At 64.9% G+C, this 19777-nt stretch carries 17 protein-coding genes and 2 pseudogenes; 11 read left to right on the forward strand and 8 right to left on the reverse strand.

The window, feature by feature from the left end; genetic code table 11:
- Positions 1 to 3: 3 nt before the first annotated feature.
- Complete coding sequence (locus LK440_RS02980; RefSeq protein ID WP_005015461.1) at positions 4 to 1389, reverse strand: phosphomannomutase/phosphoglucomutase; 1386 nt, start codon at positions 1387 to 1389, stop codon at positions 4 to 6.
- 204 nt (positions 1390 to 1593) lie between these two features.
- Here LK440_RS02980 and LK440_RS02985 point away from each other — a divergent pair, with 204 nt between their 5' ends.
- From LK440_RS02985 to LK440_RS03020, 8 genes are all read left to right on the forward strand, one after another.
- Positions 1594 to 2238, forward strand: coding sequence for a BPTD_3102 family carboxylase-like protein (locus LK440_RS02985; protein WP_005015458.1), 645 nt, complete (start codon positions 1594 to 1596; stop codon positions 2236 to 2238).
- A gap of 72 nt (positions 2239 to 2310) precedes the next feature.
- Positions 2311 to 3729, forward strand: a complete 1419-nt coding sequence (locus LK440_RS02990) for an FAD-binding oxidoreductase (RefSeq protein ID WP_005015455.1) — start codon at positions 2311 to 2313, stop codon at positions 3727 to 3729.
- Between the two features lie 2 nt (positions 3730 to 3731).
- Entirely contained in the window at positions 3732 to 4421 is a 690-nt protein-coding gene (locus tag LK440_RS02995) for a response regulator transcription factor (RefSeq protein WP_005015452.1), read from the forward strand.
- The gene (locus LK440_RS03000; protein WP_005019920.1) at positions 4418 to 5728 is read left to right on the forward strand and encodes a sensor histidine kinase; all 1311 of its coding nucleotides are present in this window, start codon (positions 4418 to 4420) and stop codon (positions 5726 to 5728) included. The genes LK440_RS02995 and LK440_RS03000 overlap by 4 nt, the downstream gene beginning before the upstream one ends.
- Positions 5729 to 5820: 92 nt before the next feature.
- Positions 5821 to 6792 carry a Bug family tripartite tricarboxylate transporter substrate binding protein gene (locus LK440_RS03005; protein ID WP_005015446.1) on the forward strand — a complete coding sequence of 324 codons (972 nt, stop codon included), beginning with the start codon at positions 5821 to 5823 and terminating at the stop codon, positions 6790 to 6792.
- Complete coding sequence (locus LK440_RS03010) at positions 6789 to 7724, forward strand: BMP family ABC transporter substrate-binding protein (protein ID WP_005015444.1); 936 nt, start codon at positions 6789 to 6791, stop codon at positions 7722 to 7724. The genes LK440_RS03005 and LK440_RS03010 overlap by 4 nt, the downstream gene beginning before the upstream one ends.
- Before the next feature lie 51 nt (positions 7725 to 7775).
- Entirely contained in the window at positions 7776 to 8510 is a 735-nt protein-coding gene (locus tag LK440_RS03015; protein ID WP_005015441.1) for a FadR/GntR family transcriptional regulator, read from the forward strand.
- Between the two features lie 78 nt (positions 8511 to 8588).
- Positions 8589 to 10487, forward strand: coding sequence for an LTA synthase family protein (locus LK440_RS03020; protein WP_005015440.1), 1899 nt, complete (start codon positions 8589 to 8591; stop codon positions 10485 to 10487).
- A gap of 64 nt (positions 10488 to 10551) precedes the next feature.
- On the opposite strand, the gene fahA is transcribed toward LK440_RS03020, so the two are convergent.
- Entirely contained in the window at positions 10552 to 11865 is a 1314-nt protein-coding gene (gene fahA, locus LK440_RS03025) for a fumarylacetoacetase (RefSeq protein WP_005015437.1), read from the reverse strand.
- 59 nt (positions 11866 to 11924) lie between these two features.
- A complete protein-coding gene (gene hmgA / locus LK440_RS03030; RefSeq protein WP_005015435.1) occupies positions 11925 to 13223 on the reverse strand; it encodes a homogentisate 1,2-dioxygenase in 1299 nt (432 codons plus the stop codon).
- 151 nt (positions 13224 to 13374) lie between these two features.
- On the opposite strand from hmgA, the pseudogene LK440_RS03035 reads away from it, so the two are divergent.
- Positions 13375 to 14283, forward strand: a pseudogene (locus LK440_RS03035) (LysR family transcriptional regulator).
- On the opposite strand, the gene LK440_RS03040 reads toward LK440_RS03035, so the two are convergent.
- The 5 genes and pseudogenes from LK440_RS03040 to mutM all read right to left on the reverse strand — a co-directional run bounded on the left by LK440_RS03040 (position 14280) and on the right by mutM (position 17304).
- A complete protein-coding gene (locus LK440_RS03040; protein WP_005015432.1) occupies positions 14280 to 14483 on the reverse strand; it encodes a DUF2783 domain-containing protein in 204 nt (67 codons plus the stop codon). The pseudogene LK440_RS03035 and the gene LK440_RS03040 overlap by 4 nt on opposite strands.
- Positions 14484 to 14495: 12 nt before the next feature.
- Positions 14496 to 14906, reverse strand: a complete 411-nt coding sequence (locus tag LK440_RS18050; protein ID WP_406564559.1) for a hypothetical protein — start codon at positions 14904 to 14906, stop codon at positions 14496 to 14498.
- Positions 14907 to 14949: 43 nt separating this feature from the next.
- A pseudogene (locus LK440_RS18055) lies at positions 14950 to 15315 on the reverse strand (FAD-dependent oxidoreductase); the annotation flags it as partial.
- Positions 15316 to 15405: 90 nt separating this feature from the next.
- Positions 15406 to 16359, reverse strand: a complete 954-nt coding sequence (locus tag LK440_RS03050; protein ID WP_005015430.1) for an MBL fold metallo-hydrolase — start codon at positions 16357 to 16359, stop codon at positions 15406 to 15408.
- 117 nt (positions 16360 to 16476) lie between these two features.
- Positions 16477 to 17304, reverse strand: coding sequence for a bifunctional DNA-formamidopyrimidine glycosylase/DNA-(apurinic or apyrimidinic site) lyase (gene mutM, locus LK440_RS03055; protein WP_005015428.1), 828 nt, complete (start codon positions 17302 to 17304; stop codon positions 16477 to 16479).
- Between mutM and LK440_RS03060 the strand changes: the two genes are divergently transcribed.
- Together LK440_RS03060 and lolB are read left to right on the forward strand one after the other, a co-directional pair.
- Entirely contained in the window at positions 17303 to 19192 is a 1890-nt protein-coding gene (locus tag LK440_RS03060) for a tetratricopeptide repeat protein (RefSeq protein WP_005015426.1), read from the forward strand. The two genes, mutM and LK440_RS03060, sit on opposite strands and share 2 nt — an antisense overlap.
- A complete protein-coding gene (gene lolB, locus LK440_RS03065; protein ID WP_005015423.1) occupies positions 19189 to 19776 on the forward strand; it encodes a lipoprotein insertase outer membrane protein LolB in 588 nt (195 codons plus the stop codon). Before LK440_RS03060 ends, lolB begins: the two co-directional genes overlap by 4 nt.
- Position 19777 lies beyond the last annotated feature (1 nt).

The raw sequence follows: 19777 nt of genomic DNA on the forward strand, positions 1-19777 counted from the left end.
CGCTCAGAAGGGCAGTCGGGCCTGAGGTGCCAGACGCAGAAGCTCGCGTTTGAAGAGGGTCTGGATGCGGGCTAAGGCGGCGGCGTTCTCGGCCTCGAAGCGCAGCACGACCACCGGTGTGGTGTTGGATGCGCGGGCCAGGCCAAAGCCGTCGGTGAACTCCGCCCTCACCCCATCGATGGTGATGAGTTGCGTGGCGTCGTCAAACCGGCCATGTGCCTGCAGTTCGCGTATCAGCGCGTGCGGCTGGCCTTCTTCCATCTCGAGCTTGAGTTCGGGGGTGGACTCCGCCGTGGGCAGTGCTTCGAGCAGCGCCGAGGGGTCGGATTCGCGCGAGATGATTTCCAGCAAGCGCGCGCCGGTGTAGAGGCCGTCGTCAAAGCCGTACCAGCGTTCCTTGAAGAAAATATGGCCGCTCATCTCTCCGGCGAGCGGCGCGCCTGTTTCGGCCAGTTTGGCCTTGACCAACGAGTGGCCGGTCTGCCACATCAGGGGTTTGCCGCCGGCCTGCTCGACGGCCAGGCCCACGTGACGGCTGCATTTCACGTCATAGATGATGGTCTGGCCGGGGCAGCGTTGCAGCACATCGCGCGCAAACAGGATGAGTTGGCGGTCCGGCCAGATGATCTGCCCGGATTTGGTGACCACGCCCAGGCGGTCGCCGTCTCCGTCGAAGGCCAGTCCGATCTCGCAGTCGGTCGTGGCCAGGCAGTCGATGAGATCCTGCAGATTATGCGGGTCGGCAGAATCCGGATGATGGTTGGGAAAATTGCCGTCGACTTCGCAAAACAGCTCGGTGACGTCGCAGCCCAGCGCGCGAAATAGCTGCGGCGCGACCGCCCCGGCCACGCCATTGCCGCAATCGATGGCGATTTTCATGGGGCGCGCAAGTGTGATGTCCGAGACGACGCGCTTGATGTACTCCGGCACGATGTTGGCCGTGCGGCGCGTGCCGGCGCGGTCAGCCGACAGGCCTTCGGGGGCTTGCATGTCCGCGCGCAGCGCTTGCACATCGTCGCCGTACAGCGCGCGCCCGCCCAGCATCATCTTGAAGCCGTTGTACTTGGGAGGGTTGTGGCTGCCCGTGATGGCCACGCCCGCTCCGAGCTGGCCGCTGTAGGCAGCAAAGTACACCAGCGGTGTGGGCACGCACCCGATGTCGAAGGTGTTCACCCCGCCTTCCAAAATGCCTTCCTGCAGGGCGACCGCGAGGTCTGGGCTGCTCAGGCGGCCGTCATAGCCGACGACAAGCTCGGTATTGCCGCAGGACCTGGCCCGTTTTGCCAGGGCAAAGCCCAGGGAGCGCGCAAACGGCGCGTCGATGAGATCTGGGACGGTGCCACGAATGTCGTAAGCTTTGAATACCGAGGCAGGGTACGTGTTTTTCACTAGGCTTCCTTCAAGCGCGGGCGAACGGAGCTGCCAGCGGCAGCCAAGCAGGAATTATCCCCTATTTCTGTCCGGTGGCGGTCGTGGCGCACGCGTCATTCTTGGCGGTGGTGCGTCGCCGCCAGGCAAGTCCGGACGGCACGAATAATGCGTCTTCGCAGAAGTGCTACGCTTCGCTGTATGAACTTGAACGGGAGGTGGCTCATGGGTGCCAAGGTTTCGTTCGTCACCCCCTCGGCCGGTGTCGTCGATAAACGCCGCCTGCCGCCAGGCGGGCCGGTTGGCGGCGCCGAGCGCAGGCTGGATATTCACGTGCTGGGCCAGGAGGACGGGCATGTCGAGACCGGACGCGCGTGGGAGCGCAGTGTTTGGCGCGACCAGCGCGTCTTGATTGCCGAGTGCCCGGCGCCCCGGCTGTCGGCGCGCATGGAAGCCACGTTGCGCGATGTCGCTTCGTGCATTGCGGTCGATCGCGGCTGGTTGGGCTTGGGCACGGCGGTGTTCGCGCTCGATGACCAGAGCGGGCAGTTCCGCCTGATCGAGGCAACGCTGCAGGGCCGCCGAGGCAAGGCGGCATTGATGGAGCCGATGGCAGCGCATGCCCTGGAGGTCGGGATAGGGGCTTGCGCGGCCTCGGGCCGCCCCGGGACCAGCCTGCTGGTGTGGGGCAGCACGCGCGGCGAGGCGTTGCGCCGCGCCTATCAGGCCATCGGCGATATGCCCGGCCTGGCCGTGCCGGAACGCGCCTTTCTGCTCAACCGCATCGCCTCTCCTGCCTTCTGCTCGGGCCTGACCGGAATGCGGCTGGCCCGGATCGCCGATTGGAGTGACCACCGCGCCGCCAGTTGAGTCGGAAGCTCCTACAATAGGACGCTATCTATCGACCGGGCTGCCCCGGACGCCACTGCGAGCGCGCCTGACATGACTCTGCTGCAAGATCTCCAGTCCTTGCTGGGCCCGGCCCATGTGCTGGTCGGCGACGATGCCGAACCCTATGTTCTGGATTGGCGGCGCCGCTACCGCGGCCGCGCGCTGGCCGTTGCGCGGCCAGGATCCACCGAAGAGGTTGCCGCCGCACTGCGCCTGTGCCGCCAGCATGGCGCGCCGGTGGTGCCGCAGGGAGGCAACACCGGCCTTTGTGGCGGTGCCACCCCAGATGACAGCGGCACGGCCGTGATTCTGTCGACCGCGCGCTTGAATCGCATACGGGCCATCGACACCGCCAATGACACGATCACCGTCGAAGCCGGCTGCGTGCTGCGGGCCGTGCAGGACGCAGCCGAACAGGCTGGCCGGCTTTTCCCGCTGAGTCTGGCGGCCGAGGGCAGTTGCACCATAGGCGGCAACCTCGCCACCAACGCCGGCGGCACGCAGGTGCTGCGCTACGGCAATGCGCGTGAACTGGCTCTGGGTCTGGAGGTCGTTACCGCCGAGGGCGACATCTGGAACGGGCTGCGTGGCTTGCGCAAAGACAACACCGGCTACGATCTGCGCGATTTATATATCGGCAGCGAAGGCACGCTGGGTGTGATCACCGCGGCGACCCTCAAGCTTTACCCGCTGCCGGTGGCCCGTTGTACGGCATTGCTGACGGTCGGCAGTGTGCAAGAGGCGGTCGAGCTGCTGGCTCGCGCCCGCACCGGGTTTGGCGCCGCGTTGACGGGCTTCGAACTCATGGCGGCAGACTGCCTGCACGCCGTCGTGCGGTTGTTTCCGCAGCAGCGTCTGCCCTTTGAGGGCGCATCGCTGCAGGCACCCTGGTTTGCGTTGCTTGAGCTCTCCGATAGCGAAAGCGAAGCCCACGCCCGCGAACGGTTCGAGGCCGTGCTGGGCGCGGCTATCGAGGACGGCCTGGTGGGCGATGCCGCCATCGCGGAAAACCTGGCGCAGAGCCAGGCACTCTGGCACCTGCGCGAAAGCATTCCTCTGGCCGAAGCGGAGTTGGGCAAGGCGATCAAGCATGACGTCTCGCTGCCAATCTCTGCCATTGCGCATTTCGTGCAAGTCACCAATGCGCAGCTGCAGGCCCGGTTTGCCGGGGTGCGTAATGTGATTTTCGGGCATCTTGGCGATGGTAATCTGCACTACAACGTGGCGCGCGGCCCGGGCCAGACCGAGGCAGACCTTCTGGCGCTGCAGCCCGCCGTCTACGAGGTCGTGCATCGCAGCGTACAGGCTCACGGCGGGTCCATCAGTGCCGAGCATGGCGTGGGGCAGCTCAAACGTGACGAATTGCCCCGCTACAAAAGCGCGGTGGAGCTGACGCTGATGAAACGCATCAAGACCGCCCTGGATCCCGAGGGGATGATGAACCCAGGCAAAGTGCTGCAGGCGGATTGAGCATGACGGTCGCGCGAGTACTCATCGTCGAGGACAATCTCACCATTGCGGGCAATCTGTACGATTACCTGCAGATCCATGGGTTTCTGCCCGATGTTGCGTACGATGGGCATGCCGCGTTGAGTATGCTGCAGCGTCAGGAGTTCGATGCCGTGATTCTGGATATCGGCTTGCCCGGCAAGGAAGGCTATGCCGTGCTGCATGCGCTGCGCCAGGAAATGCGCAAGCCGGTCCCCGTGCTGGTGCTCACGGCGCACGATGGCCTGGAGGATAAGCTGGCCGGTTTTTCGCATGGCGCGGACGACTATCTCACCAAACCTTTCGCACTGGCCGAGGTCAAGGCGCGATTGCTGGCGCTGGTCCAACGCTCGCGCCGTTCGGTGGTCGATGCAATCTACCGTTGCGGGCCGCTGGCGTTGGATAGCCGTAGTCGTGAAGTCAGCGTGCAGGGCCGGCCGGTGCATCTGGCGCACAAGTCCGTGATCATCGTCGAGATGCTGTTGCGCGACCCGGGCAATGTCGTCTCGCGCGAGACACTGGAAAATGCGCTGTGGGGCGACGAGCCCCCGGCCTCCGATGCCCTGCGCAGCCAGGTGCATTTGTTGCGCCGGGCTCTGAGCGAAGCAGGTTTTGACGGTATCGAAACCGTGCATGGTATGGGTTGGCGCCTCGTGGCGCCAGACGCCTCGTGAGCGGCAACGGGACACTGACCCAGCGCGTGGTCTGGGCGCTGACCGGCATCGTGTCGGTCTTCGTCACGGTGTTGGCGTTGTTGACCTATCTCACGTTTGATCAGATGGAAGATGATCTGGTCAACGACATCCTCACCACCGAAACCGAGCGGGTCATTCAGCACCTGGCCGTCGAGCCGGCCTATGTGCCCGACCGCGGCTCACGCGAGCTGGGCGGCGCCATGCACGCCTGGCTTCATGTGCCCGGCGAGGTCGATGACGATATGCCGGAGCCGTTGCGCGGCCTGGACAATGGTTTGCATTTGCTCGAACCCGGCGCTGATACCTGGCATGTGATGGTCGCCGATGCCAGCCAGGGCAGGGGGAAGGTCTACGTCATGTATGACGCCACGGACAACGAAGAGCGGGTACAGAATTTTGGGCTGTTCGTGTTGGGCGTGGGGGCGGTGTGTATTGTGGTGGCGTATGGCCTGGCCCGCCGCCTGGCCGGCTATGTGGTGGGCCCGCTGATCGATGTCACCGACCACCTTGCCAACTGGGCGCCCGGCGCACCCGACATGGCTGTCACGCGTGATGATGAGGCCGGACGTCTGGTCGAAGCCTTCAATCGGGTACAGAACCAGGTGGACAGGTCCATCGCGCGCCAGCGCGAGTTCGCCGCCAATTTGAGCCACGAAATCCGAACGCCACTGGCGAGCATACGTTCCGATAGCGAGATGATGCAGATGGACCGGCGTTTGCCGGACGACACGCAGCGCCGGCTGGCGCGCATCGTCGATGACGTCGACAGCATTTCCTCCTCGCTCGAGAGCGCGCGCGCCATGGCGCGCGAAGAACCGCGGGCAGCCGAGAGCGTCAAGCTGGCTGACTGCATGCAGGCGGCCTGGCAGGGGTTTGCCGGCAGTGCCGAACTGGCGGGCTTGAGTTTTGCCAACGACATCGATGAGAACGTGTCCCGCCTCATCGACCGCTATGCCTTGCTGACGGTGTTGCGGAATCTGGTGCGTAATGCCATCGAGCATGCCGCCCCGGCGCAATTGCGCGCCAGCCTGAACGCCGCGGGTAACCTGGTGCTGGCCGACAACGGCCGGGGTATCGCGCCCGACGAACTGCCTTTTGTCTTTCAGCGCTATTACAGCCGCCGCCTGCGCGACACCGGGAGTGCGCTCAATGACAACGAGCTGCCGCATGGCCTGGGTCTGGCCATCGCCAAGCAGGTTTGCGACATGCAGGACTGGACGCTGGCGGTTGACTCCACGCGCGAAGGCCCGCAGCGCGGCACCCGCTTCACGCTTGCCCTGGGTTGAAGGCATAAGCAAACGCCCATAAACAAACGGCTATAAAGTCTTTGTGGCGGTAACCGGGTTTTTCTAGAGTGAGGGCTTTTCGCCGAGCCCTCATGATGCTTTCCCGTCGCCAACTCCTTCTGGCCAGCGCCGCGCTGCCCCTGGTTCGTGTCGCACGCGCCGCCTCGCCGTGGCCACAGCGTCCATTGCGGCTGATCGTGACTTTTCCGCCCGGAGGGGCCAGCGATATTGCCGCCCGTTTGATCGCGCCGGCGTTGGCCGAGCATCTGGGCCAGAGCGTGGTAATCGAGAACAAACCGGGGGCCGGGTCCACGCTGGGTGCATCCCTTGTCGCGCAGGCGCCTGCCGACGGGTACACCTTGCTGATGTCCAATTCGGCTCCTCTTTCGATCTCGCCGGCGTTGATGCCGGCGCGCGCCTACGATCCGATCAAGAGCTTTCGGCATATTGCCTATGTCGGTGCGGTTCCTACCGCGTTCGTGGTGCGTCCCGACGTGCCGGTGAGCACCTTGGCCGAACTCACCGCCTGGATACGCGAGCAGCCGCAAGCGGTGCAGTACGGCAGCGGCGGGCTGGCCTCGGTTGGCCAGATCGTGGGCGAACTCTATGCGCAGCAGGCAAGGCTGCGCCTGCAGCATATTCCCTATAAAGGGTCGGGCGCGATGCGCAACGATTTGCTGGGTGGCCAGATACGCGTGGCAGTGGATGCGTTGCCGCAGAATCTGCCCTTTTTGCGCTCCGGTCAATTGCGCCTGCTGGCGGTGACAACCGCCGGGCGCGTGCCGCAGGCGCCCGACATCCCGTCTGTCGGTGAGCTGGGACTGCCCGAATTGATCGCCGAGAACTTCGTGGGTATTTCGGCGCCTGCCGGGGTGCCGGAAGAGGTCGTGCAGCGGCTGGACCAGGCCACCACGCATGTCCTGGCCGACGCCGAGATCCGGAGCCGGTTACAGGCGCAGGGCTTCGTGCTGGATCGCAAGTCGCCAGCCGAGTTCTCCGCTTTTGTCAGTCGCCAGGCCTTGGCGTGGGAGCCAGTCGTTCGTCAAAGCGGAGCGGGGCTATGAGTGCGCGCCGTTTGCTGGTGTTATTTGGACAACGAGGCGGTTTCAATGAAGCGGCCCTGACCGGGGCCGCGCGGGCAGAGCAGGCCGGGCAGCGTCTGGAGGTGCATTGGATCGCCGATGCCCAGGCGCGGGAGCACGCCTTGCGGGCGTTGTGCGCCAGCTCGCCGGACTTAGTGATCGTGCACGGCGGGCAGGGTGATGTGCCGGTGTCGGCGGTGGCGAAAGACTTTCCCGGCACGCAGTTCGCCATTACCCAGGGCAGCCATGTGGCAGGCAACGTGGCCAGCTATGAAATCCTGCAGGAACACACCGCTTTTCTGGCCGGCATCCTCGCCGCCTTGCGCGCGGGAGACGGCGCGGCAGCGCATCTGTCGGGTGAGCGTGTGCGGCCTGGGCTCAAAGGGCGCGCCGCCTACGCAGACGGTGTCCAGCGCATCAGTGGCCGCGATCCCTTGACGGGATTTTGCGGCAACCAGCATGACCCGGAGCTGGCCGGCAGGTGGGGACAGGCCATGATGGCGCAAGGCGCGCGCGTCATCTTCGCCATGCTGGATGCCGGCAGGCCAGGGTTGAGCGCCGCGTGCAGGCAGGCTGGCGTCTGGCAGATAGGCAATGTTGTCGATTGGGTGGCACGCGATCCGCAGGTTTTTCTGGCCTCGGCGCTGGCCGACTCTGGGCTATGTGTCCAACGGGCAGCCGCAGACCATGCCGCCGCGCGGCTGGCCACGGGGCGGTTGACGACCTTCGGGCTGGAGCACGCTCAGGCGTTGCGGCTCGTGCTGGGCCCTGAGGTGAGTGCGGCCGAGCGTGCCGCGCTTGACGAATGGTCGGCGCGTTTGAGCCAGGGCCGGATAAGCCTCGCGCAGGACTACGTGGGACCCGAATTTTCACCTGTTTCAGAGGCGTTGTCGGAGGAGACCCCGCCGGTATAATGAGGCCGGTTTTTTTTCTCCACCCGGCTGTTGGCTGCCGGGACTCTCTCGATGACTGTTCTCTACGACTCGCAGGCCGTGCTACGGCGCCCGCGCAATCTGGCCCAAGGGCTGGTCGAGAGCTTTACCGAGCGTATACGGGCCGGCGCCATCGCACCCGGCCAGAAACTGCCGACCGAATCTGAAATCATGCGGCAGTTCGGGGTGAGCCGCACGGTCGTGCGTGAAGCCCTTTCGCGCCTGCAGGCCAGCGGCCTGGTCGTCACCCATCATGGCGTAGGGACATACGCCCTGCAACCGGCCGGCGGGACGGATTTTCGCGTCGATCCGGCCGATCTGGGCGCGGTGCGCGGTGTCCTGGTGCTGCTTGAGCTGCGCGTCTGTGTGGAAACCGAGGCTGCGGGTCTGGCGGCGTTGAGGCGCACGCCCGAGCAATTGGCTGCGATGCGGCGCACGCTGGACACCTTTCAGAGCCGGATGCGCGAGCAGGGCGATACGATCACGCCGGATTTCGAGTTTCATCTGCTCGTGGCCCAGGCAACGGGCAATCGTTATTTCGCCGATTTGATGTCGCACTTGGGGTCGGCGGTCATTCCGCATACCCGCATCAACTCGGCCCGACTCGCCTCCGAGGATGACGAGCCCTATCTGGTGCGCGTCAATTTCGAGCACGAAACCATCTACGGCGCGATTCGCCGCCAGGATGCCGAGGCCGCGCGCGCGGCCATGCGCACGCATCTGAGTAACAGCCGCGAGCGTCTGCGCGGTATGGATGCGTCGCGCTGAGTATTTTCATGGCCGGCGGACTGTGTCCGCCGACATCATGTGGACTGGGTCGGAAGCGGCTCGTTTACGGAGCGGATTTTGCGCAGATTGACGTTACGATTCGTGATTGCGGCCTTGTTGTTGCTGACTGCAAGCCGTCTGGGTCTGGCCTGCTGGCAATGGGGGCGAGTGGAGACGGCAGGTGGCCTCTGGCCCGTTGTGTTCGGTGGCTGGCGCATCGACCTGGTGATGGTGGGCATGGTGGTCGCCATCCCGGCGGTTTTCTCCTATTGGTTTGGTCACCGTCCGTGGGGCGTGAGACTGACTGCCTGGTGGTTCCGTATCTGGTGGATGCTGCTGGTGCTGCTGGAGGTCTCCACGCCGCAGTTCATTGCCGAGTACGACACCCGGCCCAACCGGCTCTACTTCGAGTATCTGGTGCATCTGCGCGAGGTGGCCGGCATGCTCTGGGAAGGCTACAAACTGGTATTGCTGGCGGCCTTCCTTGTGCTGGTGCTGGCGGCTTGGGCGGCGCGGCGTCTCTTTCCGGTCGGCCGCACCGACAGACGTATGGCCTGGTGGAAACGCCCCATTGCCTCGCTGGTTACGCTGGCGGTCGTGGTGCTGGCCATACGCGGCACGCTGGAGCATCGGCCCATCAATCCGTCGGTGGTCGCGTTCAGCAGCGATGCGATGGTCAACACCTTGCCCTTGAATTCGCTCTACAACGTGCTCGATGCCGCGTATCGCCTGCGCGATGAACGCTCTTCCGCCGCGCTTTATCCGCCGATGCCGGTAGACCGCATGAACGCCGTGGTGCGTCAGGCCTCAGGCATCGAGGGGCCTGAGCTTGATCCCGGATATCCCAGCGTGCATGCGCAAACGGCCACGGTGCGGCGTCAGAAGCCCCTGAATCTGGTCATCATTCTGCAAGAGAGCCTGGGCGCGCAGTATGTCGGCAGCCTGGGTGGCGCCAACCTGACGCCTGAACTCGACAAGCTGGGCAAGCAGGGGTGGATGTTCCACCGCGCGTACGCCACGGGCACGCGTTCGGTGCGCGGCATCGAAGCCGTGACCGCCGGCTACCTGCCTACGGTGGCCGAGGCCGTGGTGAAGCTGCCTCGCTCGCAGACCAACTTCTTCACGCTGGCGTCTGTGCTCAAAGCGCATGGCTACCATTCGCGCTTTGTCTACGGAGGCGAATCGCACTTTGACAATATGCGCGGATTTTTCCTGGGCAATGGCTTCGATCAGATCGTAGACCGCAAGGATTTCGTCGATCCCGTTTTCGTCGGCTCCTGGGGAGCGTCCGACGAGGACATGTTCACGCAGGTGGATAGGCTGCTGCGGCAGGGCGGCGACCAGCCCGTGTTCACACTGGCGTTTTCGGTGAGCAACCATTCTCCCTGGGAGTACCCGGCAGGGCGCATCACGCTGCAGGGCGAACCCGCATCGGTCGAGAACACGGTACGCTATGCCGATTGGGCGCTGGGTCAGTTTTTCGAGAAGGCGCGCCAGGCACCGTACTGGGACGATACGGTTTTTCTGGTCATTGCTGACCACGATTCGCGGGTTTTCGGGGCCAATCTGGTGCCGGTGCGGCATTTCCAGATTCCTGCGCTGATTCTGGGCGGCAGCATCGCTCCGCGGCAGGACGATCGCCTGGTCAGCCAGATCGACATGGCGCCCGCGCTGCTCTCGCTCATGGGCGTGGACAACGTCAATCCCATGCTGGGCAGTGATTTGATGCAGCGCGATCCTGATCGCGCCATCATGCAGTATGGCGACAACTATGGCTATCTGCGCGGCGACTCGCTGGTGGTCATTGAACCGCGCAAGACGCCAGAGTCATTCCGGTATGTCAGGCTGCCACGGGATCAGCAAGATCGCTTCGAGCCGATAGCGGGCGATCCTGCCCTGACCGAAGAGGCCCTGGCATATGCCTTATGGCCCAGTTGGGCGTATCGCGAGGAACGCTACCGCACACCCGCCCAATAATCGCGGCGAGAAATAAAAAAGGTCTTGCACGGCAGGCGTGCAAGACCTCGGCGCCTGGCGTGCTTTACAGGCGAGCAGGGGTCACCGTGCCGATGCACTGGCCAAAACCGATGCGCGGATAACCCGGTTTGACGCACTCGGCGCGGATGATGATCTGGTCGCCATCTTCCAGGAAGGTGCGCGTCTCGCCCCAGGGCAGTTCGATCGGGGTCTTGCCGCCCTGACTGAGTTCGAGCAGGGAGCCGGCTTCGCTGGCACCGGGACCCGACAGCGTGCCCGTGCCCAACATGTCGCCGGCCTGCAGATTGCACCCATTGACAGTGTGGTGAGCGATGAGCTGGGCCACATTCCAGTAGGCGTCGCGGAAGTTGCTGCTCGATAGCCGCGCCGGTTGGGCCTGCTGAGCACGCGACGCCTCGGTGGTCATCAGCACTTCCATCTGGACGTCAAAGGCGCCTTCTGCGCGGTTCGACGGCGACGCCAGATAAGGCAGAGGCTGGGGCTCGCCTTCCGTGCGCCGCCACGGCGTGCGGAAAGGCGCCAGCGCCTCGAGGGTCACGACCCAGGGCGAAATGGTCGAGGCGAAGTTCTTCGACAGAAACGGCCCGAGGGGCTGGTACTCCCAGGCCTGGATGTCGCGGGCGGACCAGTCATTCAGAATGCCCAGGCCAAAGACATGGCTCTCGGCCGAATCCAGCGGGATGCGTTCGCCTTGTGGATTGCCCTGGCCGACGAAGATGCTCAGTTCGAGTTCGTAGTCCAGCCGCTTGCAGGGGCCGAACAGCGGCGTGTCGCCTTCGGTTGCCGGGCGTTGCTGGCCGACCGGGCGCGCAAAACGCTGTTCCACGCCAATGGACGATGCCCGGCCGTGATAACCGATGGGCACCCATTTGTAGTTGGGCAGCAGGGGGTTGTCCGGACGGAACTGCTTGCCAATGGCGGTGGCGTGATGCAGCGAGATATAGAAGTCGGTGTAGTCGCCAATGCGCGCGGGCGTGGTGAACTCGGCGTCGGCCTGGGCGACCAGCAAGGGTTCGATGACCGTGCGCAGGGCCGCGCCTTCACGCAATGCGCGCGACAGCGCCAGACGCAAGGCGCTCCAGGCCGCCGGGCCCAAATCCATCAGCGTATTCAAGTGCGTATCGGCGCAGGCTTGCAGGGCTTGGGCGGCCGCGCCGTCAAAAGGCTCTGCTGCGCGCAGCGCGTCCAGATCGACGATGTACTGGCCAATGGCCACTCCCGGACGATAGGCCTGCTGCGAACCGCGGCGCCGAAACGACGCGAAGGGCAGATTCTGGATAGGAAAGTCGGTGTCGGCGGTGTTGGCGCTGGCTACCCAGCTCTTGATGGCCGGGTCATGGGTTTCGTTCAAAGTCATTTCGCGTCGGTCTCGGTTGTCCGCCGCTTGACGCGGCGGCGTAGTTGTTCTGGAGCGGCTCAGGCGCGCTCGGGGTTGAAGTGCTTCTTCAGGCCCTGCCAGCACTGATAGTAATCGCCTTGCAATTGGGGCGATTGCAGGGCTTGCTGGGTCGGCCGGATGACGCGGCGCGTCTCGAACATAAAGGCCATGGTGTCTCGGATGTAGTGCGGCTGGCGGGTGTCGGCGGCACTGGCCTTCTCGAAGGTGTCGGCGTCCGGGCCATGGCCGCTCATGCAGTTGTGCAGGCTTGCGCCGCCCGGGGCAAAGCCTTCGGCCTTGGCGTCGTAAACACCCTGGATCAGGCCCATGAACTCGCTGGCGATATTGCGATGAAACCACGGCGGACGGAACGTGTTTTCCATCGTCAGGATGCGCGGCGGGAAGATGGCGAAATCCAGGTTGGCCGTGCCCGGGGTGTCAGACGGCGACGTCAGCACGGTGAAGATCGACGGGTCCGGATGGTCGAAACTGATGGACCCCACGGTATTGAAGTTGCGCAGGTCGTATTTGTAAGGAGTGTGCGTGCCATGCCAGGCCACGACGTCCAGCGGCGAGTGGGTCCACGGGGCACGCCAGAACCCGCCGCTGAACTTGGCGATGAGTTCGACGTCGCCCTCGACGTCCTCATACCAGGCTACAGGCGCGAGGAAGTCGCGCGCGTTGGCCAGGCAGTTGGAGCCGATGGGGCCGAGCTCGGGCAGCCGCAAGGCGGTGCCGAAATTCTCCAGCAGGTAACCGCGCGCCTGCCCATCGGGAAGCTCGACGCGAAAGCGCACTCCCCGTGGGATGACGGCGATTTCCAGCGGCGCCAGTTCGATCAGGCCCATCTCGGTAGCCAGATGCAGGCGGCCCTCCTGGGGCACCAACAGCAGCTCGGCGTCGGCGTTGTAGAAAAAGCGGCCTTGCATGCTCTGGTTGGCGGCGTACAGATGAATGCCAACGCCGTTTTGCTCGTCAGGGCTGCCATTGCCACCCCACGTGTGCACGCCATCGATGAAGTCGGTCGGCTCGGCGGGCAGGGGCAGGGGGCTCCAGCGCAGCTGATTGGGCGTGACCGGTCCGTGGCCGAAGTCGCCCAGCCAAGTGCGCGCGCCTTCGTAAGGCAGAAAAGGCCGGTGCACGACGCCGGGCCGGATGCGATAGAGCCACGAGCGGCGATTCTCGCCGCGCGGCGCGGTGAAGGCCGTGCCGGAGAGTTGCTCGGCATACAGGCCATATGGGCATTGCTGGGGCGAATTGCGGCCGACGGGCAGGGCACCGGGCAGCGCTTCGGTGGCGCAGGCGTTGCCAAAGCCCGATTGGTATTGCAGGGACATGATTTGTCTCCGGTGGGCCGTTCAGGGGCCCGTTTGTTATGGATGCCTGGCGCAGGCCGGGCAAGTGAGGCGATTCTGCGCAAAATTGCCAATGTTGGAAATGGGAATGTATAAATACACACTATAAATTTTATGAATAGTCATCCCCGATATGGATCCGTTGCGGCAGCTCGACCTCAATCTGCTGGTGGTGTTTCAGCACCTGCTGCAGGAGCGCAATATCTCCGCGGTGGCGCGCCGCCTGGATTTGTCCCAGCCAGCGGTCAGCAACGCGCTGCGGCGCTTGCGCGCCGCCTTTGGCGACGAGCTCTTCGTGCGCACTGCACAAGGCATGTTGCCCACCCCCTTGGCCCAGGGCATGGGCGGGCCGGTCGGCGAGGCCTTGTCCTTGCTTGCGCATTTGACGGATGCTGCCCAGCCGTTTGATCCCGCTGGCAGTCAGCGGCGGCTACGCATCGCCATGTCGGATGTCGGCGAGATCCACTTCATGCCTGGCCTGATGGATGCCTGTGCGCGGCACGCCCCGGGCGTCAGGATTGACTCCGTACGTTTGTCAGGCGCCGACCTGTAGCGCGAACTGGAGGCGGGCCGGGTGGATCTCGCCCTGGGGGCATTCGACGGACTGGGTGGTGGCATCGTGCAGCGCATGCTGTTTCGCCAGGGGTATGCGACGCTGTTTCGCCGCGCCCATCCAAGAGCGCATGCGGGCATGGCGGCGCGGGCCTTCCGGGCCGAGCGGCATTTGATCGTCTCGCGTGCCGCGCCCGAAGGGCAGGTGAACCAGGCGCTCGAGCGTGCCGGCGTGTCGCTGGCCGATCAGTTCAGTGTGCCGCACTTTGCCGCCGTGCCCTATATCGTCAGCACGACGGATCTGCTGGCCACCGTGCCGCAAAAGCTGGCTGCCAGCGCGGCGTCGCACTTTGGCCTGCAAATGATGACGCCACCGCTCAAGGTGGCATCGCTGCAAACCAACCTTTACTGGCACCGCCGCTTTCAACGCGACGGCGCCAATCAATGGTTGCGTACCCTCATCATCGAGGTCTTCGCCGATCGGCTCTAGTTGATGGGCTGCACGGACTGGCGCGCCACGGCCAGCGCCTCGTTCAGTACGTCCGTCTCGCCGATGTGGTTGGCCAGAACAAGAATGAGAGCCGCGTTCATTTCGCGGCTCTGCTCGTCGCTCAGGTCCTGATGGGCGTCGATCAGGGCCTGGTAGAACGTGTCCGGGGCGTTGATATTGGCATTCAGATTCAAAGGCATGGAAGGCCTCCTTTACGGGTGACCGGCTGCGCGGCGAAGCGCTGCGCTCAATGCGACGGTATCCGTGTCCCGGCGTCGCGCGGCAATGTGCTGGTCGGGGCGGATCAGGTAGCAGGTTCCTGGCTGCGCGTCATAGCGAGCCGCGAGCATGCCGGCGGTATCCGTCACGCAGCAGGCACCGGGCTCGGCCTGCCAGCGCGCGCCAGCCGGGCGTATCAGGACGATCCGGGGCGCCAGGGGGTGGTCCGCCAGAGCACTCAGATTGGCCAGTGTCTGCCCGTCCGGTGCCTGCTCGCCGCCAAACCAGGCCAGGGTAAAACCGCCGTCGAGCACTTGCAGCCACCATTGGCGGGACAGGTCATCCGTGATGGGGGCGTCGGCTGCCACGCTACCGGGCGACATGGCGGCGGCGAAGGGATCCACGTCGGGGGTATTGAGCGGCGAGTCCGCGTAGCGCGCGGGCAGCGAAAGGCGGCCGCTGATGACCGCTTTCGGGCAGCAGATCAAAACGCCAGACTTCGCCTTCGCGAAAAAACACTTTGCCGACATTCCAGGATACGCCCTTGTCGACCATGCGTTGGCCGACGCCGAGACGATCCCAGATCTCCAGCGTGCGTTTGGAAAAACAGATGGCGCGCGAGCCGCTGGACAGCTTGCAATCGTCGTCCAGCACGATGACGCGGATGCCGCGCCGGGCCAGGTCCAGCGCCGTGGAAAGGCCCACGGGCCCGGCGCCCACGATCACGACGCGGTGCGCGGCGGCGGCGCCGGCCTGCTGGTCGGCGCAGGCCTGGTAGGCGAACTCCAGCGCCTGATAATCGATGTCTCCCACGACGGTCTCCTGCGTGGTTTTTCTTGTGTTGGGGCGTAACGTGGCGCGGCCCGCTCTCTGGGGGCCGGCGCCGGGGAAATCAAGCCGGACTCAGCCTTCGAGCTGCTTCCACATCTCGATGTCGCGCTTGTCGGTCCAGATGCGCGGATCGACGATGCCCTGAGCTTCGTCATACGCGCGCGAGACATCGAACGGCATGCAGTGGTCGAAGATCACCCAGTCGCTGTAGCGCGGCTTCATGAAGTCATAGACCTCGCGGTAGATGGTCTTGAGGTCTTTGCCTTCGGCGACGCCACGATTGACCGCGCCGTACAGGTCGGTCAAAAAGGCGCGCGTGCCCGCCAGCCCGCGGCGCACCTCTTCGGCGTCCTTGAGCGCCGGGCCGCGCCCGGGGACCATTTTCTCGGCGGCAAAGCCGGCCAGCGTATCCAGCGTCGTGGGCCAGTCGCGGAAATAGGCATCGCCGCAATAAGGCGTGGACTGGTACTCGACCAGATCACCCGCAAACAGAATTTTCTGCTCGGGCAGCCAGGCAATGGTGTCGCCTTTCGTGTGGCCACGGTCGACTTGCAGCAGCTTGACCTCCAGATTGCCAAGGTTGACCGTCATCTCGCCCTGGAACGTCATCGTGGGCCACACCAGACCGGGCGGAATCGATTCGGCATTGCGGAACAGGCGCGGGAAACGCCTGATCTCGCTGGCTTTGTCCTGTTCGCCGTGCTCGGCGATCAGATCCCAGGTGTCGCGGCTGGCCAGGATCTCCTGTGCCTGATAGGCCGAGGCGCCAAACACGCGCACGGCGTGATAGTGCGACAGCAGGACGTACTTGATCGGCTTGTCGGTGACTTCGCGGATGCGGCGGATCACGTCCTGGGCCATGACGGGCGTGGCCTGAGTGTCGATCACCATGACCGCCTCGTCGCCGATGATCACACCGGTGTTCGGATCGCCTTCGGCGGTATAGGCGTAGGCGTTGTCGGAAAGCTTCTCGAAGGACACCACTTTGTCCTCGAGATCGGCGTGAGATGCGAATTGCTTGCTCATGGTTGTCTCCGGTTTTGATTCGGTGCGCGCGCTGTGCATGGCGGGCGCGTCTGGCGGAGACTATAGCGACGCGTTAGTTTTTATGCAATACGTTTGTTATAGACGAATTTATAGGGGTCAGCGTTTCTGGCAGTGAGGGCAGAAATAGGTGGCCCGCTGCCCTTGGACGATGCGGCGGATGGGGGTGCCGCAGACCCGGCAGGGCTGGCCGGCGCGCTCGTAGACGGCGGCGTGGATCGCAAAATACGCGCCCGGCTCGCCGCTTGCGCCGACATAGTCGCGCAACGTGCTCCCGCCTGAGGCCAGCGCGTCGGTCAGTGTGGCCCGCACGGCGTGGGCCAGCCGCTCGCAGCGTGGGCCGGAGAGCTTGCCTGCCGGCAGCCTGGGATCGATGCCGGCGCGAAACAGGCTTTCCGAGGCATAGATGTTGCCCACGCCGACCACGGCATGCCCGGCCAACAGTGCCTGTTTGATGGCCACGCGCTTGCCACGGAATTGATCGTGCAGCCATTTGCCGTTGAAGCGCAGGTCAAAGGGTTCTATCCCCAGCCCGATGAGCAGAGGGTGTGTTTCGACGGGGCCGGTTTCGGCCGGATGCCAAAGGACCGCGCCGAAGCGGCGCGGATCGTGCAGCCGGAAAATCGCGTGGTCGAACACCCAGTCGACGTGATCGTGTTTGCGGGGGGCTTCGTCTATCGCCACGCGGCGCAGCGAGCCGGACATGCCTAAATGGATGATCTGCACGCCATGCTCGAAACGCAACAGCAAATACTTGCCACGTCGATCGGTGGCCAGCACCGGGCGGTCGGCCAGCAGCGCGGGAAGGTCGGCGGGAATGGGCCAGCGCATGCGCGGCTCCCGGACCACCAGGCGGCGCAAGGCCTGGCCTTTGATGATGGCGTCGATTCCTCGGCGCGTGGTTTCGACTTCAGGCAGTTCCGGCATGAGCCAGTGTAAGATGGACAATTACGTGTACAAAGATTGTGCCATCAACCGGACGGGCCGCGTGAAGTTGTCGCTCAAACAAATTAATTTCGGATTGGCCTCGTTGGCATTGGCGCTGACGAGTGTGCAGGCGGTCACTGCCCATGCCGCCGAGACGCGCCCCGCGCGGGACGCTACCGGCCCCCGGCTGATCGAGGCGCCGCGGCAACCGGAAACCCAGGTTATCCGCCTGCATCCTGGCCGTTTACCCGATGTCAGCCTGACCGGCGACATCTTCTATCGCATCCTGGCCGCCGAAATCGCGGCCCAGCGCGGGCTGTATGGCCCTGCGGCCACCACTTTGCTCAATCTGTCTCGCGAGACCAGCGACCCGCGCCTGGCGCGGCGCGCGTTCGAATTTCAATTGGCCGGTGGCAACCTGCCCGGCGCGCTGGATGCCTCGCGCGTGTGGGCCCGCCTGTCGCCGGGCGATATCGAAGCCAGCTCCACCGAGCTGGCCCTGGCCGCGGCCAATGGACAGACCAAGGGCCTGGCCCAGGCGTTGCGCCAGCGTATAGATGCGACGCCCGACAAGGTCGCGGGTATCACCCAGGCCATGGGCGTGCTCAGCCGGCTGAATGATCGCCGTCTTGCGCTGCGCATCCTCGATGAGGCGCTCTCGGACAACGTACGCAAGTTACCTGCTGCGCATCTGGCTCTGGCCGATGTGGCGCAGGCCGCGGGGGATTTCCCGCGTGCCGACAGCGAGGCGCGCGCCGCCCTGGCGGCCGACCCGCGCTCGGAAGCGGCCGCGCAGCGCGTGCTCGAATACGGCGCCCGCGTCGATCCAGCGCGCGCCGAAGAGGCCGCGCGCGCGTTCATCGCGCGCAACCCCAATGCGCGCAAACTGCAGTTGATGCTGGCCGGTCTGATGGCCGAGCGTGTCGATTATGATGGTGCCCAGGCAGAGCTGTCGGCCATGGCGCGCCGCTCGCCCGAGGACTTCGACCTTCTGTTCATGCAGGCCCAGTTGGCCTACAAGGCCAATCATCTCGATCAGGCCCGTGCTCTGCTGAACCAATATCTGGATGTCCAGGATCAGCGCAAGCAGGCCACCGTGCCCGGGGCCTCCGATGCCGGCGCGGCCGCCGCCGATGCCCATGTCCTGCTTTCGCGCATCGCCGAGGATCAGGGCCGATACGACGATGCCATCGCCGAGCTTGGCCGCATCGACGATCCCTCCATGCGTTATGGCGCCCATATGCGGCAGGCGACGTTGCGCGCCTGCCAGGGCCGCATCGACGAGGCGTTGGCGCTGGTCGACACCGCTGGCGCCCAGGACGACGAAGAGCGCACGCTGGGTGCGCTCACCAAAGCGCAGATTCTGCGCGACGCCGACCGCGTCGATCAGGCCATCGCGGTGCTTTCCAAGGCTGATCAGGCGCTGCCCGATACCGTTGAGATCAAATACGAGCTGGCCATGCTGCAGGAGCGCCGCGGCCATATCGACCAGCTCGAGAAACTGCTGCGCCAGGTGATCGCGCTCGACCCCGAGCATGCGCACGCCTATAACGCGCTGGGCTATACGCTGGCTGACCGCAAGCAGCGGCTGCCTGAAGCGCTGGACTTGATCACGCAGGCCCTGGAGCTCTCGCCGGATGATCCCTTCATCCTGGACAGCATGGGCTGGGTCAAATTCCGCATGGGGGATCTGCCGGCGGCCGCCGAGTATCTCAAGCGTTCTTATGCCAAACGTCCTGAGCCGGATATCGCCGCGCACCTGGCCGAAGTGCTCCTGGCCCAAGGCCAGCGTCAGGAGGCCGAGAACCTGTTGCGTGAGGCCTATCGCAAGGATCCCAAAAACGGCACCGTGCTCGACACCATGAAGCGTCTCGGGGTGCAGCCGTGAGCACGCGCCGCGACTGGCTGGTGCGCGCCGCGCGCCTGGGGCTGACCCTGTCGCTGGGTGTCGTTGCCGCTTGTTCCAGTCTGCCCAAATCGCAGGGCGTGGCAGGCGATAGCTTCGCGAGGGCCGGTCGCTTTGCCATTACCGCCACCGAAGCCGATGGCCGCCAGCAGGCGGTGCAAGGCGGGTTCCAATGGCAGGACAACGGCCAGGAGTTCGTGCTGGACCTGACCAACCCGCTCGGCTCGACCGAGGCCCGGGTGCAGGGTCGCCCGGGCGCGGCGCAACTGACGCGGGCCAACGGTTCCCGCCTGCAGGCCAACGATCCCGATACCCTGGCCGAAGATGCTCTGGGCAGCCCGGTGCCGGTCTCGGGCCTGCGCGACTGGTTGCGTGGGCGGCTGGCCAGCGAGCCGGCCGCGCAATCCGTGCGGCGCGACGAGGCCGGGCACCTTGCTCGCTTCGATCAGGGCGGCTGGTCCGTGCAGCTTTCGCGCTATGACAGCGCCGGGCCCCAATTGCTCATGCTGGAGCGTCAGGAGGCCGGGCGCCGCATCGTGGTGCGTCTGGTCATCAACCCGGCGTAAG

The organism is Bordetella holmesii, from assembly GCF_020735985.1.
Taxonomy (GTDB): domain Bacteria; phylum Pseudomonadota; class Gammaproteobacteria; order Burkholderiales; family Burkholderiaceae_B; genus Bordetella; species Bordetella holmesii.

Bases quoted from the DNA above. Each gene is read 5' to 3' on its own strand.
- LK440_RS03005 (WP_005015446.1), top strand. From the start codon at position 5,821: ATGATGCTTTCCCGTCGCCAACTCCTTCTGGCCAGCGCCGCGCTGCCC.
- LK440_RS02985 (WP_005015458.1), top strand. From the start codon at position 1,594: ATGGGTGCCAAGGTTTCGTTCGTCACCCCCTCGGCCGGTGTCGTCGAT.
- LK440_RS02995 (WP_005015452.1), top strand. From the start codon at position 3,732: ATGACGGTCGCGCGAGTACTCATCGTCGAGGACAATCTCACCATTGCG.
- fahA (WP_005015437.1), bottom strand. From the start codon at position 11,865: ATGACTTTGAACGAAACCCATGACCCGGCCATCAAGAGCTGGGTAGCC.
- LK440_RS03010 (WP_005015444.1), top strand. From the start codon at position 6,789: ATGAGTGCGCGCCGTTTGCTGGTGTTATTTGGACAACGAGGCGGTTTC.
- LK440_RS03040 (WP_005015432.1), bottom strand. From the start codon at position 14,483: ATGCCTTTGAATCTGAATGCCAATATCAACGCCCCGGACACGTTCTAC.
- LK440_RS03015 (WP_005015441.1), top strand. From the start codon at position 7,776: ATGACTGTTCTCTACGACTCGCAGGCCGTGCTACGGCGCCCGCGCAAT.
- LK440_RS02990 (WP_005015455.1), top strand. From the start codon at position 2,311: ATGACTCTGCTGCAAGATCTCCAGTCCTTGCTGGGCCCGGCCCATGTG.
- LK440_RS03050 (WP_005015430.1), bottom strand. From the start codon at position 16,359: ATGAGCAAGCAATTCGCATCTCACGCCGATCTCGAGGACAAAGTGGTG.
- LK440_RS03060 (WP_005015426.1), top strand. From the start codon at position 17,303: ATGAGCCAGTGTAAGATGGACAATTACGTGTACAAAGATTGTGCCATC.
- hmgA (WP_005015435.1), bottom strand. From the start codon at position 13,223: ATGTCCCTGCAATACCAATCGGGCTTTGGCAACGCCTGCGCCACCGAA.
- mutM (WP_005015428.1), bottom strand. From the start codon at position 17,304: ATGCCGGAACTGCCTGAAGTCGAAACCACGCGCCGAGGAATCGACGCC.